Annotated in this window: 21 protein-coding genes and 3 tRNA genes; 1 reads left to right on the top strand and 23 read right to left on the bottom strand. The window is 55.1% G+C overall.

Features of this window, described 5'->3' with window-relative positions; all coding sequences use genetic code 11:
• Nucleotides 1-161: 161 nt before the first annotated feature.
• The 9 genes from QWJ10_RS06870 to leuC all read right to left on the bottom strand — a co-directional run bounded on the left by QWJ10_RS06870 (nt 162) and on the right by leuC (nt 10,906).
• The gene (locus QWJ10_RS06870) at nt 162-782 is read right to left on the bottom strand and encodes a phosphoribosylanthranilate isomerase (protein WP_289924960.1); all 621 of its coding nucleotides are present in this window, start codon (nt 780-782) and stop codon (nt 162-164) included.
• 55 nt (nt 783-837) lie between these two features.
• The gene (gene truA / locus QWJ10_RS06865) at nt 838-1,695 is read right to left on the bottom strand and encodes a tRNA pseudouridine(38-40) synthase TruA (RefSeq protein ID WP_289924958.1); all 858 of its coding nucleotides are present in this window, start codon (nt 1,693-1,695) and stop codon (nt 838-840) included.
• A 2-nt stretch (nt 1,696-1,697) separates the two neighbouring features.
• Nucleotides 1,698-4,490, bottom strand: coding sequence for a FimV/HubP family polar landmark protein (locus QWJ10_RS06860; RefSeq protein ID WP_289924956.1), 2,793 nt, complete (start codon nt 4,488-4,490; stop codon nt 1,698-1,700).
• 132 nt (nt 4,491-4,622) lie between these two features.
• A complete protein-coding gene (locus QWJ10_RS06855) occupies nt 4,623-5,633 on the bottom strand; it encodes an aspartate-semialdehyde dehydrogenase (RefSeq protein WP_019365759.1) in 1,011 nt (336 codons plus the stop codon).
• 110 nt (nt 5,634-5,743) lie between these two features.
• The gene (gene asd / locus QWJ10_RS06850; RefSeq protein WP_289924954.1) at nt 5,744-6,856 is read right to left on the bottom strand and encodes an aspartate-semialdehyde dehydrogenase; all 1,113 of its coding nucleotides are present in this window, start codon (nt 6,854-6,856) and stop codon (nt 5,744-5,746) included.
• A gap of 57 nt (nt 6,857-6,913) precedes the next feature.
• Entirely contained in the window at nt 6,914-7,996 is a 1,083-nt protein-coding gene (gene leuB / locus QWJ10_RS06845) for a 3-isopropylmalate dehydrogenase (RefSeq protein WP_289924952.1), read from the bottom strand.
• Between the two features lie 55 nt (nt 7,997-8,051).
• A complete protein-coding gene (locus QWJ10_RS06840) occupies nt 8,052-8,816 on the bottom strand; it encodes a class I SAM-dependent methyltransferase (RefSeq protein ID WP_010794946.1) in 765 nt (254 codons plus the stop codon).
• Between the two features lie 10 nt (nt 8,817-8,826).
• Nucleotides 8,827-9,471 carry a 3-isopropylmalate dehydratase small subunit gene (gene leuD, locus QWJ10_RS06835; protein ID WP_010794947.1) on the bottom strand — a complete coding sequence of 215 codons (645 nt, stop codon included), beginning with the start codon at nt 9,469-9,471 and terminating at the stop codon, nt 8,827-8,829.
• Between the two features lie 10 nt (nt 9,472-9,481).
• Nucleotides 9,482-10,906: a 3-isopropylmalate dehydratase large subunit gene (leuC, locus tag QWJ10_RS06830; RefSeq protein WP_289924951.1), complete on the bottom strand. Its 1,425-nt coding sequence runs from the start codon at nt 10,904-10,906 to the stop codon at nt 9,482-9,484.
• Between the two features lie 124 nt (nt 10,907-11,030).
• Between leuC and QWJ10_RS06825 the strand changes: the two genes are divergently transcribed.
• Nucleotides 11,031-11,903, top strand: a complete 873-nt coding sequence (locus QWJ10_RS06825; RefSeq protein WP_019365756.1) for a LysR family transcriptional regulator — start codon at nt 11,031-11,033, stop codon at nt 11,901-11,903.
• Nucleotides 11,904-11,961: 58 nt separating this feature from the next.
• Here QWJ10_RS06825 and QWJ10_RS06820 read toward each other — a convergent pair whose 3' ends face one another.
• The 14 genes from QWJ10_RS06820 to astD all read right to left on the bottom strand — a co-directional run bounded on the left by QWJ10_RS06820 (nt 11,962) and on the right by astD (nt 24,182).
• Entirely contained in the window at nt 11,962-12,432 is a 471-nt protein-coding gene (locus tag QWJ10_RS06820) for an Hsp20 family protein (protein WP_289924950.1), read from the bottom strand.
• Nucleotides 12,433-12,560: 128 nt separating this feature from the next.
• A complete protein-coding gene (locus QWJ10_RS06815) occupies nt 12,561-13,526 on the bottom strand; it encodes a tRNA-dihydrouridine synthase (protein ID WP_010794951.1) in 966 nt (321 codons plus the stop codon).
• Between the two features lie 17 nt (nt 13,527-13,543).
• On the bottom strand, nt 13,544-13,981 hold the full coding sequence (locus QWJ10_RS06810) for an acyl-CoA thioesterase (RefSeq protein WP_019365431.1): 438 nt from the start codon (nt 13,979-13,981) through the stop codon (nt 13,544-13,546).
• An 82-nt stretch (nt 13,982-14,063) separates the two neighbouring features.
• Nucleotides 14,064-14,140 (bottom strand) — tRNA-Arg (locus QWJ10_RS06805).
• 68 nt (nt 14,141-14,208) lie between these two features.
• Nucleotides 14,209-14,285 (bottom strand) — tRNA-Arg (locus QWJ10_RS06800).
• Nucleotides 14,286-14,393: 108 nt separating this feature from the next.
• A tRNA-Ser gene (locus QWJ10_RS06795) sits at nt 14,394-14,484 on the bottom strand.
• 59 nt (nt 14,485-14,543) lie between these two features.
• Nucleotides 14,544-14,729, bottom strand: a complete 186-nt coding sequence (csrA, locus tag QWJ10_RS06790; protein WP_010794953.1) for a carbon storage regulator CsrA — start codon at nt 14,727-14,729, stop codon at nt 14,544-14,546.
• Between the two features lie 167 nt (nt 14,730-14,896).
• Nucleotides 14,897-16,132, bottom strand: a complete 1,236-nt coding sequence (locus QWJ10_RS06785) for an aspartate kinase (RefSeq protein ID WP_010794954.1) — start codon at nt 16,130-16,132, stop codon at nt 14,897-14,899.
• Nucleotides 16,133-16,229: 97 nt separating this feature from the next.
• Nucleotides 16,230-18,854 (bottom strand): alanine--tRNA ligase, encoded by a 2,625-nt coding sequence (gene alaS / locus QWJ10_RS06780; protein ID WP_219652362.1) that lies wholly within the window; start codon nt 18,852-18,854, stop codon nt 16,230-16,232.
• A 120-nt stretch (nt 18,855-18,974) separates the two neighbouring features.
• Nucleotides 18,975-19,979: a low-specificity L-threonine aldolase gene (ltaE, locus tag QWJ10_RS06775; RefSeq protein ID WP_289924943.1), complete on the bottom strand. Its 1,005-nt coding sequence runs from the start codon at nt 19,977-19,979 to the stop codon at nt 18,975-18,977.
• A gap of 55 nt (nt 19,980-20,034) precedes the next feature.
• On the bottom strand, nt 20,035-21,054 hold the full coding sequence (astE, locus tag QWJ10_RS06770) for a succinylglutamate desuccinylase (protein ID WP_289924941.1): 1,020 nt from the start codon (nt 21,052-21,054) through the stop codon (nt 20,035-20,037).
• 28 nt (nt 21,055-21,082) lie between these two features.
• Complete coding sequence (locus QWJ10_RS06765; protein ID WP_010794958.1) at nt 21,083-21,367, bottom strand: hypothetical protein; 285 nt, start codon at nt 21,365-21,367, stop codon at nt 21,083-21,085.
• Nucleotides 21,368-21,375: 8 nt separating this feature from the next.
• Nucleotides 21,376-22,722 (bottom strand): N-succinylarginine dihydrolase, encoded by a 1,347-nt coding sequence (astB, locus tag QWJ10_RS06760; protein ID WP_289924934.1) that lies wholly within the window; start codon nt 22,720-22,722, stop codon nt 21,376-21,378.
• The gene (gene astD, locus QWJ10_RS06755; protein WP_289924933.1) at nt 22,719-24,182 is read right to left on the bottom strand and encodes a succinylglutamate-semialdehyde dehydrogenase; all 1,464 of its coding nucleotides are present in this window, start codon (nt 24,180-24,182) and stop codon (nt 22,719-22,721) included. The genes astB and astD overlap by 4 nt, the downstream gene beginning before the upstream one ends.
• Nucleotides 24,183-24,186: the final 4 nt, after the last annotated feature.

Genomic DNA, 24,186 nt, shown 5'->3' with positions numbered 1-24,186 from the left:
CGCCACCAGGCTCCACCCTAACGGGCTAGCCCAACCTAAACTCTGCTAGTAATTATCAAGCAGAAAAATCATTGATGACCCGAAACGGTTCGGGCCCGACTTAGCCTGTTGACGGTCTTAATTCAATTACCGTCACATGGCCTCAGTTGATCCTTTTAATCCTAACCACGCCGTACGGCATCAACGAATGCACGAACCTTTTCGTGATTCTTTATACCCTTGGTTGCCTCTACCCCGCCGCTGACATCAACAGCGTAAGGACGCACTCTGGCAATGGCATCGGCTACATTTTCAATCCCAAGCCCACCTGCCAGCACGATAGGCTTGGATAATCCCTGCGGTATTTGCGCCCAGTCAAATGCCTGCCCTGTTCCACCGGGAACACCTTGAACATAGGTATCTAGCAAGATGGCATTTGCACTGGCGTATTCCTGACAACGAGCAGCAATGTCTTCACCCGGCTTCATACGCAGCGCTTTCATGTAGGGCCGACGATACCGCGCACAATCGGCTGCCGTCTCCTCACCATGAAACTGCAACAGATCAAGCGACAAGGCATCCAGTGTTTCGTCAATCTCGCAGCGGGACGCATCCACGAAAAGCCCTACCGTTGTCACGAATGGAGGCAAAGCAGAAATGATGCGCTTGGCCTGGGGAATCGATACGGAACGAGGGCTTTTTCTATAAAAGACGAGCCCGATAGCATCGGCGCCAGCATGAGCGGCGGCCAATGCATCCTCGACGCATGTGATTCCACAGATTTTCACACGGACCGCTGACACGTCTTTTTACCCGGACTGAAAAATCAGACGATGGTATCAGAAGGCGGAGGCTTAGTCAGTTCGCCATATCAGGGAGAGCCGACAGGAAATGCGGCCCCAGGTAGCGCTTAGGCAAATCAAACTCTTCAGGGTATTCGACCCTGACCAGATAAAGCCCATAGGGATGCGCCGTCACGCCTCCCGCTTTACGATCGCAGGCGCCCAGCACTTGGGCAGCCCACTCGACAGGCCGCTCGCCTGCGCCGATCGTCATCAATACGCCTGCTATGTTCCGCACCATATGGTGCAAGAAAGCATTGGCCCTGATATCGAGCACAATAAAGCAGCCGAACACCTGCACATGCAGATGATGAACAGTCTTGATGGGAGATTTGGCCTGGCACTGTTGCGCACGGAACGATGTAAAATCATGCGTCCCAACCAAAAGGGCCGCAGCACTTCGCATTCGCTCAACATCTAGCGGACGGTGATTCCAGGTAACTTGCTCGGCCAGATGAGCAGGTCGAATAGGATCGTTGTAAATCACGTAGCGGTATCGACGCGCGACGGCTGAAAAACGCGCATTAAAATGATGAGGCATGGGCTTGGCCCACGCTACGCTAATATCCTTAGGCAGGTTGGCATTTGCCCCTAGCACCCAGGCATGAAGCGGACGATCAACCGCCGTATCAAAATGCACGACCTGACCGCTGGCATGCACAGCCGCATCGGTACGACCCGCGCAGGAAACCGTCACAGGCTGAGCTGCCACCCGGCTCAATGCTTTCTCAAGGGCTTCCTGCACGGATATCACGCCAGCCTGCTGCCTTTGCCAGCCGCGGTAGCGAGCCCCCATGTATTCTACACCAAGGGCTATTCTTGAAACGCCAACGGCAGCCTCCTCGGCTGCCGCTGTGTTAACACTTTCAGTCATATTCAACTCAATTGGGCCAACATCTCGCGAGCCTCATTACGCTGGGCATCACTACCTTCGGCCAGAATCTCATCAAGGATATCTCTAGCCCCATCCGCGTCGCCCATATCGATATAGGCTCGGGCCAGATCAAGCTTGGTTGCCGTCTCATCTTCACCCGAAAGGAAATCGAAATCGTCATCAAGACCTGAACCACTCTCTGCAGAAAAACTGCCGAAGTCAGTACTGGCTTCGTCTTTGCGCTCCTCAGCTACAGTCTCTTCCCTCAGATCAGGACTGCTCTGCTCCAGATCAGCATTGGCGCGCTGAAGCTCAGCTTCGAAGCTGTGTGCTTGTGGGTCAGCCGCTTCAGGCGTTTCACGCTCAGCAATAGGCTCTGGCTCTGCTCCTGGCTCATCAATGGAAAGATCGAAGTCATCCGACAGATCATTCACGTCCGAAGGCTTCGTTTCATTATCTGGCAGATCGAGACTGAAGTCATCCTCAGGAGCGTGAACCGCAGGCTCGCTAAAGGCCACCGGCTCAGCGTTGCGATCCGACTCATCCAGATCCAGAGAGAACTCGTCATTTAACGCCGTATGCTCGGGTGCTACCGGACGCTCCGAATCACTCGACAGATCGAAGTCAAAGTCAAAATCGTCATCCTTGGCAATCTGAGCAGTGGTTTCTTCTGCGGTAAAATCGAATGTATTCGTATCTTCGCGCACCACCGCTGGCTCTTCAGTGTCATCCAGCTTGAAGTCATCGAAATTCAGATCGAAATCGTCATCGAGCTTCTCAGTAGTCTCGGGCTCATCAAGGCGATGCTCCTCGGACTCACTGACCTCGTGCGCAGCAGCCAGCGCTGCCGCACCCAGGACTGTTGCAGCCGCCGCGGCAGCCATGGCAGGGTAACGGGACTTGAGCTGCTCGACTTCCGGCTGGGATCCACCAATTTCACGCAACTCATTTTCCTGGCGAATGAAGCCCTCACGGTCGCCCATCTCGGCATACACTTCCATGAGTTTCAAACGCAAGTCAGCGCGATGCGGCTCCTCATCACTGGCTTTCTGCAGAACATCAGCAGCCTGATTGAAGCGCCCATAGGCCATATAGATATCAGCCTGACCTAGCGCGTCAGACGGCTGCTTGGCATCGGTGTTCTGATTATCCAGATTGCTTTCGGACAGGTCACTTATATCCAAGCCGTCCAGACTGCTTTCATGAATATCGGGATCGACACGATAGGCACCAATGGACTGCTCCTCTTCCAAGGCGGCCTCACGCTCGGCTTCACGCATGGCGTTGCGGCGAGAGATGACCATCAGAAGAACCAGCAGCGCCAACAGCGCACTGCCACCAATTACACCCAACCAGAGGGTGTTTCCAAATATCTGATCAAGGAAACTGGCGGGCTCTTCGGCAACAGGTTCAACAGGCTGAGCCGGAGCTGCAGTGGCGGGCATGGCAGGCGTAGTAGCCGAAGGCGCCGCGGGTGTTTCGGCCGGCACTTCTGGAGCACTGGCCGAATCGGGTGCAGTATCCTCTGGCGTAGCGGGAGGCGCTGCTTCAGCCTGTTCAGGCGCGCTTTGATCAGCCGTAGGTTGAGCAGGCTCACCCTCTGGCGTTGTGGCCGGCGGAGTGATTACCGGAGCCGACGCCTCAGGGGATTCTGGAGCAACGCCCTGATTGGCAGCCGAAGCCTGCAGCTGAGCTAGCTGGGCATTCTTGAGTTGCATCAGCTTTTGCAACTTGTCCAGCTGACTTTGCAAATCGCTCATGCGACTTTTGAGTTCTTCGTTTTCGCGACGAGTCGAATCCAGACTTTCTTGCGTCACGGCCAGCTTGTCTGCCAGCGCCTGGTTATTACCGCTATTTCCCTGGTCGCTACCAGAGGCTGATTTGCCCTGCTGACCGGAAAGCAGGCGCAGATTGTCCTGCTGCTCGGCCGCCCCCGGTGCACTCTCCGGGCCTTGCCTGTTGGTAGCATCAAGTTGTCGAGGCGAACCTGGCACGTTGGCGGCATCAGCGGCCTGCAGACCACCACGCCAGGCTCGGTTCTGAGCAGCCACTTCTTCCAATGCTTGGCGCTGGGAACGCACTCTGATCTGCTCATCATTGGGGAGACGAAGAACCTGCCCACTCTTCATCAAATTGATGTTATTGCTCAAAAACGCACTAGGGTTACGATCCTGGATAGCCAGCATCATCTGGTGTACAGAGACGTTGTCGTTGGGACGAGTACGGTCTGCCACTTCCCACAGGGTATCTTTCGGGCTGGTCGTGTACTCACCATTCATGGTGACAGGCACACCCGCTGCACCTGAAGGTACCGGGGTTGCCGCTGGACGCGCAGGTCTTGATGGTGCAGGCGCCGTAACAGGCGCTACGGGTGCTGCCGCCGTTTGAGGCGTGTAAAGCGGTGGGTCCAGTAGAACGGTGTACTCGCGAAGCACGCGACCGCTTGGCCAGCTCACTTCCAGCAGGAAGTTCAAGTAGGGCTCACGTACCGGCTTGGATGACGTAATACGAATAACACTACGCCCGTCCGCTCGGACTTCAGGCGTAAATTTAAGATCGGTCAGAAAATAGTTTCTATCGACACCGGCTTTACTGAAGTCTTCAGGGGAAGCCAGAACGGGGCGCAATTCTTCTGCTGAAAGGTCGCGAACATCCTTGAGGTCAATGACCGCATTGAATGGCTGATTCAGTGATGAATTCAGATGAATATCACCGAGGCCAAGGCCATACGTCGCTCCTGACGCAAAGGCGGATGCCGCCGCGATTGCTAGCACTAATTTTCGAACCCGAACCATAGCTTTCCCTTATGATTTCTGTCGGCAGCAGATTTGCTTACCTAGGTACCGTTCAAGATGACCGGCCAGTTTGAACGGTACGCCTAGCCAATTATTTACTGATAAGTCTGCCCTAACTTAAATCAGTATCTTTTACAGATAATGTTTTATCAATAATTCAGCCGTTTGCACGGCATTAAGCGCAGCCGCCTTTCGAACATTATCTGAAACGATCCACATTTCAATCAGATGTGGATCTTCAGGATTATGTCTGACGCGCCCAATCAATATTTCATCACGTCCGATCGCATCATCCACGACCGTTGGATATTCTTCTGCATCAAACAATTCCAAGCCTTCATGCTTAGAATAGGCCAAATTCAGATCTTTTATAGCCAAAATATCACGTGTTTTAACGGTTACCGAAAGACTATCGCCAAAGAACACTGGCACTTGAATACAACTGACCGCCAATGTTCCGAGACTGTCGCCCAACACTTCTTTACACTCGCCCATGACTCTATGCTCAATTGCAGTATAGCCATCTGACTGTGGTTCACCGGTCTGTGCTAGCACATTGAATGCCAACTGCTTGCCAAATACCTTTGGTTCCAGTGGACGCGCATTTAGCAGCTCGGTTGTTTGCCGCGCCAACTCTCGAACACCGGCCCTACCCCGACTAGAGGCAGCGAGACAAGCGGTAACAGTTGCCTGCTCAATAGCACTTTGATGGCAAATGGGAGCCAGTGTACTAATGAGTACTGCGGCAGGTGCACTCGGCACTGACAGCAGACAAGGCCTTTGCTGCTGGCCAATGAGTTCGCTGCTGACGTCCGGCATCACACGCGGCGAACGTAAGCTATCCAAAGAGCCAGTCAGGTCAATAACCGAACATCCCGCCTCGAACGCTTTTTCTGCCAACGTCCCGGCCGATACCGTATCAGCTGCCATAAAGGCCAGTTGAGCCTTGCCAAAATCAAAGTCATCAGCTGCCGTTATGCGCAGGTTTCTGCCGCGAAAGGCAATAGACTGACCAACAGAGTCAGCTGACGCTACCAAATAAAGGTGGACGAGCGGGAAATCACGCTCCTCCAGCAATGTCACGATAGCTTCGCCAACGTTGCCTGTTGCACCAACGACAACGACCGAAAGGGATGTGTTCATGTGCAGGAGCCCAGAATGAAAAAAGGCGGCACTGTAGCGGCCGCCTTTAAGACTTTCAATTGCCGTGAATCATGGAGAAGCATGATCTCAACGGAATGAGGAGTAATACATCAACGCTCAAGCAAAATACGCAGCATACGGCGCAGCGGCTCAGCCGCTCCCCATAGCAACTGATCGCCGACAGTGAATGCGCCCAGGTATTGGGAGCCCATGTTCAGCTTACGCAGACGACCTACCGGCACGTTAAGCGTGCCTGTTACCGCAGCAGGGGTCAGCTCACGCATGCTGACTTCACGGTGGTTCGGCACCAGCTTGACCCATGGATTGTGCTGACTGATCAAACCTTCGATATCGGAAATCGGCACGTCCTTGTTAAGTTTGAGGGTCAATGCCTGGCTGTGGCAACGCATGGCGCCCACGCGGACACAGATACCATCGACAGGAATCGGGTTTTTGAAGCGGGCCAAGATCTTGTTCGTCTCCGCTTGCGCCTTCCATTCCTCTCGGCTCTGTCCATTAGGCAGCTCCTTGTCGATCCAGGGAATAAGGCTCCCTGCAAGCGGCACACCGAACTGCTCTACCGGGAAAGACTCGTCCCGTAGCGTTTCCGCCACCTTACGGTCAATATCCAGAATCGCACTGGCAGGATCTGCCAGATCGTCAGCAACGCTTGCATGTGTCGCGCCCATTTGGCGAATCAGCTCACGCATGTTTTGAGCACCGGCACCTGACGCTGCCTGATAGGTCATTGCGCTCATCCACTCAACCAGGCCAGCCTCGAACAGCCCGCCCAGTGACATCAACATCAGGCTAACGGTGCAATTGCCACCAATGTAGTTCTTGGTGCCCTCGTTAAGCGCCTGGTCGATCACTCGACGGTTTACGGGATCCAGAACGATCACGGCATCATCATGCATACGCAAGGTAGACGCAGCGTCAATCCAGTAACCGTTCCAACCGGCTTCCCGCAGCTTCGGGAAAACTTCGCTGGTGTAATCGCCGCCCTGGCACGTGATGATGACGTCCAGACCCTTGAGTTCGTCAATGCTGTAGGCATCTTTCAGCGGAGCGATATCTTTTCCAATGGAAGGACCTTCGCCCCCTACATTGGAGGTGGTAAAGAACACCGGCTCGATCAAGTCGAAATCACGTTCATCCAGCATACGCTGCATGAGCACGGATCCCACCATACCGCGCCATCCGATTAAACCTACACGCTTCATTGCTACTGCACCTTTTTTGGAAGTGGCGGCCGGAAGCGCTCCGGCCGGCCGTACAGATTACTCACTTGCGAGCGCCGCGACTACTGCCTCGCCCATTTCGCGAGTACCTACTTTTTGACAGCCCGCTGACCAGATATCACCTGTACGCAAGTTCTGGTCCAGAACACGGCTTACCGCCTGCTCAATCGCCTCAGCGGCCTTTGATTGGTTGAAGCTGTAGCGGAGCATCATGGAAACGGAAAGAATCGTAGCCAACGGGTTGGCAATGCCCTGTCCGGCGATATCCGGCGCCGAACCATGACAGGGCTCGTACATGCCTTTGTTGTTGGCATCCAGCGAAGCGGAAGGCAGCATGCCAATCGAACCGGTCAGCATTGAGGCCTCATCCGACAGAATGTCGCCAAACATGTTGTCCGTCACCATTACATCGAACTGCTTGGGCGCGCGCACCAACTGCATGGCCGCATTATCGACATACATATGACTCAGCTCGACATCGGGATAATCCTTGGCGACCTCTTCCACAACCTCTCGCCATAGCTGACTGGACTCCATGACGTTAGCCTTGTCTACCGAGCAGAGTTTCCTGCCGCGGACACGAGCCATTTCAAAACCGACACGTGCGATCCGGCGAATTTCGCTTTCGCTGTAGGGAAGCGTATTAAAACCCTCACGCTCACCGTTATCGAGCGTGCGGATACCGCGAGGGCCGCCAAAGTAGATCCCGCCGGTCAGCTCGCGCACGATCAGGATGTCTAGACCTGACACCACTTCTGGCTTGAGGGTAGAGGCCTCCGCCAATTGCGGATAGAGAATGGCCGGACGCAGATTAGCAAACAGACCTAGCGCAGAACGAATCTTGAGCAAACCCTTTTCAGGACGAATCGCACGATCAAGCTTGTCCCACTTGGGACCACCCACCGCACCCAGCAGAACAGCATCTGCTGCCCGAGCCTTTTCAAGTGTCTCATCAGCCAACGGAACGCCATGCTTGTCGATGGCTGCACCGCCGATTACATCTTCGATCAGCTCGAAATCCAATGCGAACATGTCGTTGACGCGATTCAGAACCTTAACAGCCTCAGCCATGATTTCAGGGCCAATGCCATCGCCTGGCAGAATGAGGATCTGTTTGCTCATTGTTATCTCACTTATCCATGGAAAAGTAGAGGTGGTGCAAGGGCACCACCCAGAATCATATAGGCTGGGCCCAAAGTACCATCACATCGACGGTAAAGGAGCCGTCCTTGTCAATTTCGAAATAATGACGGACTTCCTGGCCAATCCGGCCTTGTACTGTGCGTATGGCCTGACGCATGGGCTCAGGCGTATTCATCCGCTCGGCCCACTCCAGGAAGTTCAAGCGCAGCCGCTGGCGAACACAGCGGGTTACTCCCAGACGAGCAACACCCAGCATCTGGAGCCACTCAGCCATGGAGTAGTCTCTGACGTGACTGTTATCACGCAGGATTTCTACGGTCTGAAGATAAGTATCAAGACGGGGGTTGGCAGGCGAGATAACATCTACAAACGCAGCCTGACCATTGAAACGCAGCACACGCCGCACCTCGCTCAGGGCCGAGCCGATGTCACGCCAATGATGCGCAGAATACCGACTAAGAACGAAATCAAAGCTGGCATCCCCAAACGGCAGACGCTCAGCCATCCCGGGTTGCACACTGATATTGTCGATGCCGCGCTCATTGGCCGTACGCTTGACGATGGCCAGCATCTCTTCTGACAGATCCAATGCCACCACCGAACCTGCCACAGGCGCAATATTGTAGCTGACATGGCCGGCCCCACACCCTAGATCCAGAACCTTTGCCTGCTCGCGTTTGGCTACCTGTTCCCGCATCTCCTGCAGTTCAGAGCCTTGAGCATGGACGTTACTCCCCAGGTACGACTCAGCCATCGTACCGAATTGGGATTGGACAATTTGTTCGTGATCACCAGCCATGTTGCCTACCTCATGCGTTTTGAAACAACCAGGGATTGGCCTGTTGGTATGTCTTTTCGAATGCCCTGACGGCATCCGCATCCTGCAGGGTCAGACCAATGTCATCCAACCCATTAAGCAAACAGTGCTTGCGGAACGCGTCGATTTCGAAGGGAATGGCTTTGCCATCAGGACGTTTCACAACCTGCGAGGCCAAATCGATTTCAAGGGTATACCCTTCTGTCGACTCAACCTGAGCAAAGAGTTCACTTACTTCCTGTTCTGGCAGGACGATTGGTAATAAACCGTTCTTGAAACTGTTGTTGAAAAAGATGTCAGCAAAGCTCGGAGCAATCACAGCGCGAAAGCCGTATCCATCCAGCGCCCAAGGCGCGTGTTCACGGGATGATCCACATCCGAAATTTTCCCGCGCTAGAAGAATGCTAGCCCCCTGGTAACGGGACTGATTAAGCACGAAATCCGGATTGAGTGGACGCTGGCTATTGTCCTGCCCAGGTTGCCCTACATCCAGATAACGCCACTCGTCAAACAGGTTGGGGCCAAAGCCGGTCCGCTTAATAGATTTAAGAAACTGCTTTGGAATGATCTGATCCGTATCGACATTGGCGCGATCCAATGGAGCAACCACGCCTGTATGCTGAGTAAATGCCTGCATGAGATGCTCCTTAAACGCGACCGAATTCACGAACGTCAACGAAATGCCCTGCAATCGCTGCCGCAGCGGCCATGGCGGGACTTACCAGATGCGTACGACCACCGGCACCCTGACGCCCTTCGAAGTTGCGGTTGGATGTGGATGCGCAGTGCTCACCGCTTTCAAGGCGATCCGCGTTCATTGCCAGGCACATTGAGCAGCCCGGCTCACGCCATTCGAAACCTGCGTCGATAAAGACCTTATCCAGACCTTCTTTTTCAGCCTGAGCCTTTACCAGGCCAGATCCAGGCACCACCAGCGCCTGCTTGATGGAACTTGCCACCTTACGGCCTTTGGCGACAGCCGCCGCGGCGCGAAGGTCTTCAATGCGAGAGTTGGTACAGGAGCCAATGAACACTCGATCCAGACGGATATCAGTAATAGGCTGACTGGCCTGCAATCCCATGTATTTCAATGCGCGCTCAATAGAGCCACGCTTCACGGCGTCTCGCTCCTGGGCCGGATCAGGAACGGCTTGATCTACCGCAACCACCATTTCAGGGGAAGTCCCCCAGCTAACCTGAGGCTTGATCTTGGTCGCGTCCAACTCGATGACGGTATCAAAGACAGCATCTTCATCAGAGACCAGCCCGCGCCATACCGCTACGGCTTGCTCCCAATACCCGGGCGCAGGGGCAAAAGGGCGCCCTTTTACGTAATCGATCGTGGTCTGATCGACCGCCACCATACCTACACGTGCGCCCGCCTCAATTGACATGTTGCAGATTGTCATTCGGCCTTCCATCGACAAGGCGCGAATGGCACTGCCCGCAAACTCGATAGCGTGCCCATTACCTCCCGCCGTACCGATCTTGCCGATCACAGCCAGAATGATGTCTTTGGCGGTTACGCCGAAAGGTAATTCACCCTCGACGCGTACCAACATGTTTTTCATTTTCTTCGCGACCAGGCACTGGGTCGCAAGTACGTGCTCAACCTCGGACGTCCCGATACCATGAGCCAAGGCCCCAAGCGCACCATTGGTGGACGTATGGGAGTCACCACATACCACAGTCATGCCGGGCAGGATGGCGCCCTGCTCTGGGCCTATGACATGCACGATGCCCTGACGTACGTCATTCATCTTGAATTGAGTAATACCGAAGTCATCGCAGTTTTCGTCGAGCGTACGAACCTGAATGCGAGACGTCTCGTCCTTGATGGAAGCAATACCTTCCTTACGATCCGGCGTGGTTGGCACGTTGTGGTCTGGCGTTGCCAGATTGGCGCCTAGACGCCAAGGCTTGCGCCCAGCCAAGCGCAGGCCTTCGAATGCCTGAGGTGAGGTCACCTCATGAATGATATGACGATCAATGTACAGCAGTGCCGAACCATCATCGCGCTGCTTGACCAAATGCATATCCCAGAGTTTGTCGTAAAGGGTCTTGCCAGCCATCACTAACGTCCTCATCGGCGTGTTTCTATGCCCTTAGGGCTTGTAAGGTGATCCTAACGCTTGATGCTCTCATAAAACAAATTCATAATTTTCATGATCTGCATAACCATCAGGAATCCATCTTTTGGATCTGAATAGCCTTAATGCGTTTATAGCAGTTGCTGAGAGTGGAAGTTTTTCCGAGGCAGGCGAACGGCTTCATTTGACACAACCTGCCGTCAGCAAACGAATTGCCAGCCTTGAACAGCAACTGGAAACACGTCTCTTCGATCGTATTGGGCGGGAAATCAGCCTGACCGAATCAGGTCGAGCGCTTTTACCTAGGGCTTACCAGGTAAAAGACGCCTTGGCTGACACCCGAAGAGCACTGGCCAATCTCAATGGCGAGATTGCTGGCAAACTGACTTTGGCCACCAGCCATCACATCGGATTACATCGGCTACCGCCGGTACTCAGGACCTTTACACGCCTATACCCAAAAGTTTCTCTGGATATTCGCTTTCTTGACTCAGAAGCGGCATATGAGGAAGTGCTACAGGGGCGTGTGGAGCTTGGCATTATCACCTTGGCGCCAGAAGCATCGCCGCTTATCCAGGCCTCACCTGTCTGGGATGACCCCCTCGATTTTGTCGCAGCGCCTGAGCACCCCCTGGCCATGTCAGAGCAAATCAGCCTGGCTGACGTTGCTGCGCACCCTGCCGTTTTCCCAGGCGGAAATACCTTTACCCATCACATCGTGCGGGGCTTGTTTGAGGCGCAGCAGCTCACCCCCAACATTGCAATGAGCACAAATTATCTGGAGACCATTAAAATGATGGTCTCCATCGGCATTGCCTGGAGCGTTCTTCCACGGACAATGCTTGATGAACAGGTCGTGAGACTTCCCTTGCCGGGAATACACCTCAAACGTCGCCTGGGCTATATCGCTCACACAGAACGAACGCATTCCAATGCAGCCAAGGCCTTTATGAAGCTATTGAACGATTTGCATGTATGAATAAAAAAGGGGCCGCATATGGCGCCCCCCCTTTTCTACTGTTTGATGGCCGCTGTACTTAGGCACTCTGACCTTCCAGCGCAGGCTTTTTATCGGCACTCAATTGACCGTTGATGGCGATGCGTTTGGGCTTGGCCTCTTCCGGTACTTCACGTACCAGATCGATGTTGAGCAGGCCATTCTTCAAGCTCGCGCCCTTCACCTCAATGTGATCAGCCAGGCGGAAGGACAGCTTGAAGGCACGCTGGGCGATGCCCTGGTGCAAATAGGTCACGCTGTCGGCGCTCTTCTCACGGCGGCCGCTCTTCACGGTCAACACGCCCCGCTCCACTTCAAGCTCAAGGTCGTCTTCGGCAAGGCCGGCAGCCGCAATCACGATGCGATAGCGATCGTCGCCATGCTTTTCCACGTTATAGGGTGGATAGGAGCTGCCCGACTCGTTGCGCAGCGCGGATTCGAACAGGTCATTGAAGCGGTCGAATCCAACGGAATGGCGGAACAAGGGAGCAAGAGAGAATGCAGTGTTCATATAGGGAATCTCCTGAGTCATCAGCAAGTTTCAACGCAAGGCCCGGCTTCGGCGCCCTGCAGGACTCCATATAGGCACCCGCTCGCTTTTTTCAAGTAGTACGCCCGATGAACGGTAACTGAACTGGACTATGCAACCGAAGGAATTGAGGGCTGCAAGCCAAGCAGCGTATCGATCCGCTCGCATTCTGTCTCACGGCGTATTTCGCCAAACAACGTCAGCGCCTCCTCATAATTACGGGAAAGCATACCCAACCACTGCTTGAAACGTCCCGGCGCATAGCGTGGCGCCATCTTCTGGCGCGCTTTGAGCCAGAAAATCTGTAGCAGCGCGAACAGCTCTTCCCACTGCATAGGCTCAACATGCTCACCCTTGACGCTGGCCGCTATCTGTCGCGCCAGGTCAGGCCGGGAAACCAGTCCACGCCCCAACATAACTTCCGCGATACCGCACACCTCACGGCACCGCCAGTAATCCTCCAGCGTCCAGATCTCGCCGTTAGCCAGTACAGGAACGTCGACGACTTCCGCAACCCTGGCAATCCACTCCCAGTGAGCGGGTGGTTTATAGCCATCTTTTTTGGTACGAGCATGCACAACCAACTGTTGCGCCCCGCCAGAAACCAACGCTTGAGCGCACTCCAGCGCGCCTTCAGGGCTGTCATAGCCCAACCGCATCTTGGCTGTCACCGGGATAGACGAAGGCACGGCACGACGAACATGCGAGACAATCGAGTGCAACAGCTCTGGCTCGTTAAGGAGGATGGCACCGCCCTTGGAGTTGTTAACAGTCTTGGCAGGACAACCAAAATTCAGATCAATGACCGGAGCACCCAGCGTACAGGCGTACGCCGCATTCTCTGCGAGACAGACAGGGTCCGACCCTAGGAACTGGACTCGCATGGGTACTCCCGCTCGCGTCATCGAGCCGCTTGCCAACTCCGGAGCGTATTTTTCATACGTTGCTAGAGGCAATAGCCGGTTGGTAATGCGAATAAACTCCGTGACACACCAGTCGATGCCACCTACCTGCGTCAGCAGATCGCGCAGAATCTCATCAACCAGCCCCTCCATGGGCGCCAAAGCGATTTGCATGTAGACCTCTGGAACACTTAAAGCGAATCAGGCAGCGCCTGACCGTAACCCTGAATGAAAGCCTCAGGCATACGCCGCGGCTTACCTGAAGAGAGCTCTATACATACGAAAGTCGTGACTGCACGCAGCAAGGTCATACCATCGGACGGGCGCATCAGTTGAAAACGACGTGTCATACGTAGCCGCCTGTCCCAATCAGTCAGCCATGTTCCCAGCAGCAACTGATCACCTTCGAAAGCACTTGCGAGATAGTCGATCTCGTGCCGAACTACCGCCATGGCGCGGTCCAACCGGTGAAACTCGTCAACACCAAGTCCTAAGCTACTTGAATGCTGCCAGGCACACTGTTCTAGCCAGGCGACGTAAACAGCATTATTGGCATGCCCAAGCGCATCGATGTCAGTCATTGATACCTGCAACGATATGACGAACGGATTTTCAAGTTCCCAGTTCATATAGCCTCGCCGGAACATGTCTGCGTAAGTTTTTCAAGGCACAAAAACAAAGGGCTTGCATTTCTGCAAGCCCTTTGGGGTATGGCGCGCTCGAGAGGATTCGAACCTCTGACCGCTCGGTTCGTAGCCGAGTACTCTATCCAGCTGAGCTACGAGCGCGCAACTTGGTGCTTTTATATCCAGACCACCACTGGTAAAACCGGGTGTTTGTTAAACACCCTTCAAAATGGCGCGCTCGAGAGGATTCGAACCTCTGACCGCTCGGTTCGTAGCCGAGTACTCTATCCAGCTGAGCTACGAGCGCGCTGAGGGTGCACATTATAGGCTCATATCTTTTTGAGTCAAGCGAATTTCTTAATAGAATCAGAGGGATAGAACTCTGAATCGCTTTTCCCGGAGCCTGTAACGTAAATGGCGGTGAGGGAGGGATTCGAACCCTCGACACCCTTTTGAGGTGTACTCCCTTAGCAGGGGAGCGCCTTCGGCCTCTCGGCCACCTCACCGCGACGGGGCGTAATATACGCGATTTTTTCCCGTATGCAAGCAAAAAGTTAAATAAAAATCAGATGTTAGGTTCTTGGTCCTTTTCCTTTTGAATTCGCTGGTAGATTTCCTCACGGTGAACCGCCACTTCTTTAGGAGCATTCACCCCAATGCGCACCTGATTTCCCTTAACTCCCAAGACCGTTACGGTCACTTCATCACCTACCATAAGGGTTTCTCCAACCCGTCGAGTTAGAATAAGCATTCCTTTTCTCCTTTCGTTCAGGACCACAGTCTGCAAAAAAATCAGGATCAATTCCGGGAACCCGCGATCCTTACTGATCTATTGACCAATACCGCCAGAAAGAAAGTTCCGGCGGCATGATCAAATCGATGGAAGGCATCCAAAAACGCCCTCCAGAGAGAGATTGGCTATTCGCTTACCCGAGCAGGTGCATCGAGTTCGAAAGCCGTGTGAAGAGCACGCACAGCCAATTCCAGGTATTTCTCTTCGATAACGACCGACACCTTGATCTCAGACGTCGAAATCATCTGTATGTTGATACTTTCCTTGGCCAACGCTTCGAACATTTGACTCGCTACCCCGGCATGAGAACGCATACCCACCCCAACGATTGATACCTTGGCGATCTTGGTATCACCGGTTGCCTCACGTGCGCCGATGGTCGCTGCCGTCTGCTTTAGGATTTCAAGCGCATTCTGGTAGTCGTTACGGTGTACCGTAAACGTGAAGTCCGTGGTGTTATCGTGCGAAACATTCTGCACGATCATGTCGACCTCAATATTGGCCGCACTGATGGGACCCAGGATCTTGAATGCAACGCCCGGGGTGTCTGGAACACCGCGGATGGTCAGCTTGGCTTCGTCACGATTAAAGGCGATGCCGGAGATGATCGGCTGTTCCATGGATTCCTCGTCATCAAGAGTAATTAGGGTGCCTGGACCCTCTTTAAAACTATGAAGTACGCGCAGAGGCACGTTGTATTTGCCTGCAAACTCAACCGAGCGAATCTGCAGAACCTTCGAGCCGAGACTGGCCATTTCCAGCATCTCCTCGAAGGTGATCTTTTCAAGACGACGTGCATGAGGCACTACGCGCGGATCAGTGGTATATACACCGTCCACATCGGTATAGATCTGGCATTCATCTGCCTTGAGCGCAGCTGCAAGCGCGACACCCGTGGTGTCGGAGCCGCCCCGGCCCAAGGTAGTGATATTGCCCTGCTCATCCACGCCTTGGAAACCTGCCACAACCACGACTCGCCCTGCCTTGAGTTCGGCACGGATACGATGTTCGTCAATGCTGACGATACGCGCCTTGGTAAAAGCGCTATCGGTCAGGATCCGGACTTGTCCACCGGTGAAGGACACGGCCGGAACACCCCGCTTGGTCAATGCCATGGCAAGCATGGCGATGGTCACCTGCTCACCTGTTGACACCATTACATCCAACTCGCGCGGGTTTGGCTGCGGCATGATTTGCTTGGCCAGGTCGATCAGACGATTGGTCTCGCCACTCATGGCAGAAACCACTACTACAATATCGTCACCGGCTTCGCGAAACTTCTTGACCTTTTCGGCCACCTGTTCGATGCGCTCGACAGTACCCACCGAGGTGCCGCCGAACTTCTGTACGATCAATGCCATTTGATTGCTGCCTAACGCGAGGGCGCTCATTTAACAATTCAGGTATACACCTGCCAAGGGCTCACAGAGCGCGATGCGAGCCCCATCGCTTATTCAATCACAATCCCGCTTCGGCAAAGCTGCGGGCCAACTCAAGTGCGCCTTCCAGCGCAGCCGGATCGGTACCGCCACCCTGAGCCATATCAGGGCGACCACCACCCTTCCCGCCCACATGCGCAGCAGCCTGCCTCATCAGATCGCCCGCCTTTAGTCGACCGGTCAGATCCTGGGTCACGCCCGCGACCAGCACGACCTTACCGTCTTGCTCGCCACCTAGCAGAATCACGGCAGAGCCCAGCTTGTTCTTGAGCTGATCGACCATGGCCATCAGCGCCTTGCTATCCAGCCCATCAAGGCGAGCAGCCAGCACCTTAACGCCCTTGATCTCGACGGCAGACCCCGCCAGGTCATTACCAGCTGCGCTGGCGGCCTTGGCCTTGAGCTGCTCAAGTTCCTTTTCTAGCTGACGGTTACGTTCAAGCACACCGGAGAGCTTATCGAGAACATTTTCACGACTGCCTTTGAGCAGGCCTGCCGCTTCCTTGAGCTGCTCTTCCGCCTTGTTCAGGTACGCCAGCGCACCAGCGCCAGTTACCGCCTCGATACGGCGTACACCCGATGCCACACCGCCTTCACTGATGATCTTGAACACACCAATATCACCGGTGCGGGCAACGTGAGTGCCGCCACAGAGTTCAATGGAGAAGCCGTCACCCATAGTCAGTACGCGCACGGTATCGCCATACTTCTCACCGAACAGCGCCATGGCACCTTTGCGCTTGGCGCTTTCGATGTCCATTAGCTCGATTTGAACCGTCGTGTTCCGGCGAACCTCGGTATTGACGATTTCCTCCAGCTCCTTGAGCTGTTCAGGTTTGATAGCCTCGAAGTGACTAAAGTCGAACCGCAGACGCTGACTATCAACCAGGGAGCCCTTTTGCTGGACGTGATCGCCCAGTACCTGACGCAGTGCGGCATGCAGGAGGTGAGTCGCCGAGTGGTTAAGTGCCGTAGCCTGGCGCACAGAGGCGTCGACTTGTGTTTCCAGTGTCTCGCCTACCTTGAGCGTACCAGCGGCAACCAGGCCATGATGCAGGAACGCACCGCCTGCCTTGGTAGTGTCACGCACATCGAAACGCTGACCGTCAGCGAACAGATAACCGCTGTCACCCACCTGACCGCCCGACTCGGCGTAGAAAGGTGTCTGATCAAGCACCACGACACCCTCGTCACCTTCAACCAGTTGAGGCACCGGGCTGCCTGCCTTGAACAGCGCAACGATCTTGCCACTACCGGCGTGACTGTCATAACCCGTGAAGAGCGTCTCGCCCTCGACTTTGACCAGACTGTTGTAGTCCACACCAAACGAGCTGGCCGAGCGGGCTCGCTCACGCTGAGCTTCCATTTCACGCTCAAACCCTTCCTCATCCAGGGTCAGGTTGCGCTCACGTGCGATGTCGTTTGTTAAATCAACGGGGAAGCCGTAGGTGTCATACAGCTTGAACACCACATCACCCGGGATCACGTCGCCTTCAAGGCCAGCCAGATCCTGCTCCAGAATCTTGAGGCCCTGCTCCAAGGTTTTGGCAAATTGCTCTTCCTCGGTACGTAGAACGCGCTCGATATGTGCCTGCTGATCCTTTAGCTCAGGGAAAGCCTCGCCCATTTCAGCCACCAGGGCCGCCACGATCTTGTGAAAGAACGTACCCTTGGCGCCGAGCTTATTACCGTGACGGCAGGCACGACGGACGATACGACGTAGTACATAGCCGCGACCTTCGTTGGAAGGCAGTACACCATCGGCAATCAGGAAGCCGCAGGAACGAATGTGGTCGGCTACAACCTTGAGCGAAGGCGCGTCATCATTGGCGCAGCCGATTGCCTGCGCAGAAGCCGCCAAAAGATTCCTGAATAGATCAATTTCGTAGTTGGAGTGAACGTGCTGCAGAACGGCACTGATACGCTCAAGCCCCATCCCCGTATCCACACTGGGCGCCGGCAACGGGTGAAGAACCCCGTCAGCCGTACGGTTGAACTGCATGAATACGTTGTTCCAGATCTCGATATAACGATCACCGTCTTCTTCTGGCGAGCCGGGTGGACCGCCCCAGATGCCTTCACCATGGTCGAAGAAGATTTCTGTGCAAGGGCCGCAGGGACCTGTGTCGCCCATTGCCCAGAAATTATCCGAGGCGTAAGGAGCGCCCTTGTTATCACCGATACGAACCATGCGCTCGGCAGGCACGCCAACGTCCTTGGTCCAAATGTCGTAGGCTTCATCGTCGGTGGCGTAGACGGTAACCCAGAGCTTTTCCTGCGGCAGACCCAGCCACTTGGGTGAGGTCAGGAATTCCCACGCATAACTGATGGCGTCACGCTTGAAATAGTCGCCAAAGCTGAAGTTACCCAGCATCTCGAAAAAGGTATGGTGACGTGCTGTATAGCCGACGTTTTCCAGGTCGTTATGTTTACCGCCGGCACGTACGCATTTCTGACTGCTGGTCGCACGGGTATAGGTGCGCTTTTCAAGGCCGAGGAAACAGTCCTTGAACTGGTTCATGCCTGCATTGGTGAACAGCAGGGTTGGGTCGTTCGCGGGGATCAGCGAACTTGAGGCCACTCGAGTGTGCCCCTTCTCTTCAAAGAAGCGGAGGAAGGCTTCACGGATTTCTGCGCTTTTCATAAATTCTTCCAGACAGATACAGGGCTACAGCGCGCCAGCAAAGTCTTGCAGTATATCGGGACGGAGCGCCAGCTGTCGTCAATTTGCGATATAGGCGTTGCCTATTTGATTCAAGTGGATTCAGGCCTTGCGATAGGCGGCGAATGCCTCCAGCACGGTTTCAATGTTTGCGCTGGACACATCCAGATGCGTCACCAACCTTAACCGTGCGGCCGGGCTGACTACAATGCCTCTTTCTCGCAGAAAAGAAGCGAGTCTGGGAGCCTTGTCACCCGCGGCAAGGTAAACCATATTGGTCTGCACCGGCTCGACAGTGTAGCCCAGCTTTTCAAGTCCTTCAGCGAGGCGAGCTGCGTTGGCATGGTCTTCTGCCAGTCGGGTCACGTTGTGCTGAAGCGCGTAAAGTCCTGCTGCCGCCAGGACGCCCGCCTGGCGCATGCCGCCGCCAACGACCTTACGCCAGCGAATGGCCTTATCGATCAATTCCTGGCTGCCACACAGAACCGATCCTACTGGCGCGCCAAGACCTTTTGAGAGGCACACCGATACAGAGTCGAAGTGACGTGTAATGTCTTTTGGTGGAACGCCCAGCTTGACAACCGCATTGTAGAGACGGGCGCCATCCAGATGGAGTGCCAATTCATGCTCGTGGGTAAAGCGCCGTGCATCAGCAAGATAGCTCAGGGGAAGCACCTTGCCGTGCATGGTGTTTTCCAGCGCCAGAAGGCGGGTACGTGCAAAATGAAAATCCCTGGGCTTGATGTAGGACGCCACGCGATCCAGATCCAGACTTCCGTCAGCCTCCATCTCGACTGGCTGTGGCTGGATCGAGCCCAGAACAGCGGCCCCACCGCCTTCATATTTGTAGGTATGAGCCAGCTGCCCTACCAGGTATTCATCACCTCGCTCGCAGTGCCCCATCAGCCCCAGCAGGTTGCTCATGGTCCCACTCGGCACAAACAAACCAGCCTCGAAACCCAGCTCATCTGCCAGATAATGCTGCAACTTGAGAACGGTAGGGTCCTCACCGTAGACGTCGTCCCCCACCTCAGCCTTCGCCATGATGTTGCGCATCGCTGGCGTAGGCTGGGTGACGGTATCACTTCTCAAATCGATGAGGCTCATGCAAACAGCTCCGGAAAGAGAAAATCCCGATGCTAATGCAAAGCCGCCTCGAAAATCACGAATTGTCTAAAGCTTTGGTTGGAACAATCAAAATCCCTGCGCGCAGACCGGGCCTTACGTTGGGATTTGGAAAGATGATCCTGGCGTCCGCTTCAGTGACTATCCACTTTTGAGAACCATCCTCTGCAAGCAAATAGCCTTCGGGCAGTGGACTGAAATTCGCGACATCGTCAGCCAGATGCAGGCGAAACGCTTCACTCTGCTTGATGATTTCTCGCGAGACGTGAAACACCTTGAGCCGCTCCAATGTTTGCGGCAACTCGGGCTCGCACTGCTCGATAATAGCCTTGAGTCGGGACTCGAGCTGACTGACATCGACGCCGGCATTCTGACCGAATGGACGGGCCTTTCCCAACTCAAGCGTAAAGGCTTCAGCCTGATGGGCCGCGTAGCTGTAAGCGCTGAAGGTGATACCAGGCTTGCTCTGCAATAGCACAGCGTCAATACCGGCGGCTTCGAGCCTGGCCATCTCGGCCTGCGAGTGCTCTCGCCCCTCGCTCCAGGGATACAGCGCAAAACGCTCGATAGCGGAACCACGGATCGCCGTATGCAGATCGTAATGCAGTCGAGCCCTGTCCGGCTCGCTGAAAAACTGTGCGACCAAGCGCTCCAGCTGATCGGCCCGCTGAGCTTCGAATCCTGACGTCAGCACATGCTTACCGTTGAACAGGCGATTCATATCCTGCTCGACAAAGCGAACATTGCGCCGCATGGCTTCGGGATTGCCCAGAAGAAAGAGAATGCGAACACGAGGCTTTATCTCACCTCTCGCAATGCGTTTGAGCAGCCGATCCAGCATTTCGATAGGTGCTGTCTCGTTGCCGTGAATACCGGCTGAAAGCAGGAGGTCGACCCCTGCATCCGTTCCGTTGGCCGGCTTGACGAGCAAGGCGCCCTCACTCAACCACTGCAAGCGAATACCGCTGGAGGTGACCTGGATCTTTTCGGCTGGCTCTCGGCCAGCCAGTGTGAGTTCAAGCAGTTTGCCCAGAGAAAGACCGTACTGTTCCGTCATGATGATCCTGGCTGGCAAGTAGTGTTAGTCAGTGATCATGCCCACAACCACAATCTGGACCATGCTCATGGTCCTCTTCGACCGGCTCCAGACTGAGCGCCAGTCCAAACTGGTTCACTGCCTGCGGGCGTAACCCCAGTACCGGGGTCTCAGCCTCATCTTCAAAGGACTCGGCATAGATCGTAAGCCCACCCTGTCCGTCTGGCTCCAGCCAGAGGTCACGGCCATTGATTTGAACGGCAACGCGGGCAGCTCGCGCTTCGCGGCGCTCGCCTTGGGTGTCTTCGAGAATAAGGGACAAGCTTTCGATCATGTCTGTACTCAATCGATCTGGAATGGATAAACCGAACCCAGCTTCAAGATTTGTGTAAGCTCATCCAGGGCTGTTCGGCACTCGAGTAGTAGCTGCGGATCAGCCAGATCAGATACGTTAAGGCGATCCCGGTAGTGAGTATCTACCCAGGTTACCAGTCGTGTATAGAGCTCGGACGTCATCAGCACACCAGGATTGACGGCTTCAAGCTCTGCCTGCTTCAGCGCTACACGTAGCCGTAGACAGGCTGGCCCCCCACCGTTCTGCATGCTCTGTTTGAGGTCGAACACCTTGACTTCGCGGATAGGCCCATCACTTTTGACGAGCTGATCCAGATATGTCCACACCTGAGCATTCTGGCGGCACTCTTCAGGCACGATCAGTAATGTCTGGCCATCCGGCTTGAGCAGCAATTGGCTATTGAACAGGTAAGACCGTACCGCGTCATTGACGCTTACCTGACTACGGGGTACGCATACGGCGCGCAGCGTTCCGCCACGTCGAGCCAGCTTGTCGGTCAACTCCTTGAGCACGCGATCGCTTTCGAGGAAAGCATCCTCGTGATAGAACAATACTTCAGCATTGCCCACCGCGATCACGTCATTGTGGAAGACCCCCTGGTCGATGACTTCAGGATTCTGCTGAGCATAGACCACACCCTCTTCCGTCAGTCCATGCAGCCGCGCTATGGCCTGGGAGGCTTCCAGGGTTTGACGCGCCGGATAACGCTGCGGCGCCGGGTAGCGGTTGTCGAAAGCACTCCGACCAAACACGAAGAACTCTACGCCAGCCTCGTCATAGTCGCGGCAGAAACGTGTGTGGTTGGCAGCCCCTTCATCACCAAACTGGTTTACGGCCGGCAAGGCCGGATGATGCGCAAAATGCGTTTCATCACGAAACATGGCCGCCAGTACACGACTGGTCGTAGGATGCTCGATGCTACGATGAAACTTACTGTTCAGGTTGGCTGCCGTGAAGTGCACCCGTCCATCCGCCGTATCTGCGCTAGGACTGATGGTAGCGGCATTGGCCGTCCACATTGAAGAAGCAGAGCTGACCGAAGCAAGCAGCGGCAAGGCTTCCCTGGCGGCGCGCTCTATGACCTGAGCATCTGTCCCGGTGAAGCCCAGTTGGCGCAACGCAGCAACGTGAGGACGCTCCTGAGGCGCGAATACGCCCTGTTTGAAGCCGAGCTCCATCAACGCTTTCATTTTGGCCAGCCCCTGGCGAGCGGCTTCGCGAGGATTCGAAGTGAGCTGCCCATTGCTTTGAGAGGCTACGTTTCCATAGGAAAGCCCACCATAGTTATGGGTCGGGCCGACCAATCCGTCAAAATTGACTTCATAAGCGTTCATAGATGGACTCCAGGCAACAGTGTTGCCGGTAAATCAAGCGTGTCGGCTTCCAGCGAGGCGACCGGATAAGCGCAGTAGTCCGCCGCATAATAAGCGCTGGGACGATGATTGCCGGAAGCGCCTATACCGCCAAAGGGAGCACTGCTGGCAGCGCCTGTCAGAGGCCTGTTCCAATTGACAATGCCCGCGCGCGACTCGATCAGGAATTGTTCGTACCTCGCGCTGGATGACGAGAGCAAGCCTGCCGCCAGGCCAAAGCGGGTAGTGTTAGCCTCGCGTACAGCCTCGTCGAAGCTCTCGTAGCGAATGACTTGCAGCAACGGCCCGAAGAACTCCTCGTCAGGACGATCGGCAACGCTGGTCACATCCAGAATGCCAGGCGTGAGCAAAGCGCTCTCAGCGTTGGGCTGAGTCATGGTCAGTAGCGGCATTGCACCCTTGGCCAGGAAACGCTCTTGTGCTTCAAGTAGCTGGCGGGCAGCGTCCAGAGAGATCACAGCCCCCAGGAAAGGAGCCGGCTCTTCATCAAACCGCCCTACTTGCAGCCTGGCCGCTGCCTGTACCAGACGCTCCAGAATGATGTCGCCCTGCTCCGTATTCGGTACTAACAGACGGCGTGCACAGGTGCAGCGTTGCCCGGCTGAAATGAAGGCAGACTGTACAATCGTGTAGACCGCTGCATCGATCTGATCGACCGTGTCGACCACTAGCGGATTATTCCCTCCCATTTCAAGCGCCAGGATCTTGTGGGGGGCACCAGCAAACTGTTGATGGAGCAAGGCGCCCGTCCGGCTTGACCCCGTAAAGAACAGCCCATCGAGGTCAGGCTGCGCAGCCAAGGCAACACCAGTAGCGCGAGCCCCTTGCACCAGGTTGAGTACACCTTCCGGTAACCCCGCCTCGATCCAGCACTTGACCGTCAGCTCGGCGACAGCAGGCGTCATCTCACTGGGCTTGAAAACAACAGTATTTCCTACCAGCAAAGCCGGCACGATATGCCCGTTGGGTAAGTGGCCTGGGAAGTTATAAGGACCAAATACCGCAACAACACCATGGGGCTTGTGTCGTAGCCGCGTTCTAGCCTCGCCCAAGACGCCCGCCTTTTCACCCGTGCGCTCATGGTAGGCCTGAATCGAGATGGCCACCTTGTTTATCATACTGGTGACTTCTGTCGCAGCTTCCCAAAGAGGCTTGCCGGTTTCCACACCAATGGTATTGGCCAGTTCCTGACTACGCGTCTTGAGTGTTGCTGCAAAGGCTTCGAGCACCTTGATACGCTCGTCCAGCGGCTTGCGAGCCCATGCAGGAAAAGCGGCGCGAGCAGCGGCTATAGCGTCCGATACCTGCTTGTCAGAGGCTTCGTTTCCACGCCAGATCACGGTTTGCCCGACAGGGTTGAGCGAAGTGAATTCGGCGCCTTCGCCAGCCAGCCATTGACCGCCAATGTAATGCGTACTCATGTCG

The organism is Pseudomonas sp. WAC2, from assembly GCF_030403525.1.
Taxonomy (GTDB): domain Bacteria; phylum Pseudomonadota; class Gammaproteobacteria; order Pseudomonadales; family Pseudomonadaceae; genus Chryseomonas; species Chryseomonas luteola.
Note: the sequence above shows the minus strand (reverse complement) of the source record. Positions and strands in the feature narration are given on the sequence as shown.